The organism is Candidatus Megaera venefica (genome assembly GCF_034554655.1).
Taxonomy (GTDB): Bacteria; Pseudomonadota; Alphaproteobacteria; order Rickettsiales; family Rickettsiaceae; genus Megaera_A; species Megaera_A venefica.
The window spans coordinates 1-1,755 of the sequence record NZ_JARJFB010000238.1 but is presented as its reverse complement, the minus strand read 5'-3'; the positions used below and the strand labels follow the sequence as shown (position 1 = coordinate 1,755).

Here is a 1,755-nt window from a genome sequence, read left to right as displayed (position 1 = left end):
AGATGCTGTGAACCCAAAGTGATGTAAAGTTACTTATCATAGGCAATCAATATCAACTATTAAAACAAAGGTCAAAAAATATTATGAATACAGGAACGGTTAAATGGTTTAATGCAACCAAGGGATATGGCTTTGTAGAGCCTAGTGACAAATCGAAAGATGTTTTTTTGCATATCTCGGCGTTAGAAGCTATAGGTCTTAGTGATTTACAGGATGGACAGAAGATCAGTTATAATATTGAATCTAATAAAGGCAAAATATCGGCGATTGATATTAAGTTAATATAAAGGATAATTAAACAGTGATGGGCTTTCTAGAATACGTAATAGCTTATCAAGAACTTTTGGGATTTGTAGCAGCGGGGCTAAGTGCTATTTCTTTTTTGCCGCAACTAATTAAAATTTGGAGATTTCGCTCTGTCAAAGATATATCAACAGGTATGTACGTCATATACGCTGTTAGCGTAATATTATGGCTAATTTATGGAATTATTATAAAGTCAGAGCCACTAATTCTAGCTGAAATATTGACGCTGATTTTAGTTTCCGCAATTCTTACCATGAAATACTTATGGAAGTAATCCAGATGTATTTAATGCTTAATTTTTTGAGTTTTTAAAGATTTCATGTTATACTGATCACTTGATAATCAACCAAATTATTTTACTGCATATTATTATGGCCATTACAAAATTTCTTGATCCAAAAAATGATGTTGCATTTCGCCGCATATTCGGCAGCGAGAAGAATAAAGATATTCTTATTCATTTTATTAATGACGTACTAGAGCTTAAAGACGGAGAGAAAATCAAAGAGATCACGTTTTTACCTACTATTGCTGTACCTGAAATTGCCGCCAAAAAGCAGAGTGTAGTTGATGTCTTGTGTAAAGATGAAAACGGAGTGCAGCTTATTATCGAGATGCAGGTATCTCCACAAGAGGGTTTTGAGAAAAGAGCGCAATATTATGCGGCTAAAGCTTACTCTCGTCAGTTAAATAAAGGTAAGGAAGAAGGTGCTAGATATATTGATCTAAAGGCGGTAATATTTATTGCTATAACTGACAATATTATATTTAAAGATAAAATATTCTATAAGTCCGATCATATTATTCTTGATAAAGAATCTTATACTCATGATTTAAAAGATTTCTCTTTTACTTTTATTGAACTACCTAAGTTCAAAATCACTGACATAAATCTACTTACCAATATTATTGAAAAATGGTGTTATTTTTTCAAAAATGCAAATAAAACCAGCGAAGCGGACTTACGTAAATTAATCGGCTCTGACTTAGTCATAGAGAGAGCTTATGAGGAATTAAATCAGTTCAACTGGACGGAAGAAGAATTACTTACCTACGAGCAGGAGACTAAACGTATTATGGATAATAAAGCCGCCGAAGAATATATGCTAAAACAAGCAAAATCTGAAGGTAAGGCAGAAGGTAAGGCTGAAGGTAAAGCTGAACGAAACGTTGAAATAGCTAAAAACCTCTTATCTCAAAATATAGATATTAATACCATATCTACCGCTACTGGCTTACCTGTTGAAAAAATCAACGCGCTTAAATCCTAAAAGGGGTCTAGTGAGAAGCGATTTGTCCAAAATCTAATTTGCAACAAAGCCAGGGATTTTATATCTCCGAAGGGGACATTAAAAAACCAACATCACTATTTAGTCTCTCCGTCAAAACTCTAAATTTTTGATATAATTTCAAGAATTTCAAAAATAAATCACCGCACATTCATTTTTT

3 protein-coding genes are annotated in these 1,755 nt (G+C 32.9%); all 3 read left to right on the top strand.

Annotated features, from left to right (window positions below; all coding sequences use genetic code 11):
* The first annotated feature begins 83 nt into the window (after positions 1–83).
* Positions 84–287: a cold-shock protein gene (locus tag Megvenef_RS09370; RefSeq protein WP_322777653.1), complete on the top strand. Its 204-nt coding sequence runs from the start codon at positions 84–86 to the stop codon at positions 285–287.
* Between the two features lie 17 nt (positions 288–304).
* Positions 305–580 (top strand): SemiSWEET transporter, encoded by a 276-nt coding sequence (locus Megvenef_RS09365; RefSeq protein ID WP_322777652.1) that lies wholly within the window; start codon positions 305–307, stop codon positions 578–580.
* 97 nt (positions 581–677) lie between these two features.
* Positions 678–1,577: an Rpn family recombination-promoting nuclease/putative transposase gene (locus Megvenef_RS09360; protein WP_322777651.1), complete on the top strand. Its 900-nt coding sequence runs from the start codon at positions 678–680 to the stop codon at positions 1,575–1,577.
* The last annotated feature ends 178 nt before the right edge of the window (positions 1,578–1,755 follow it).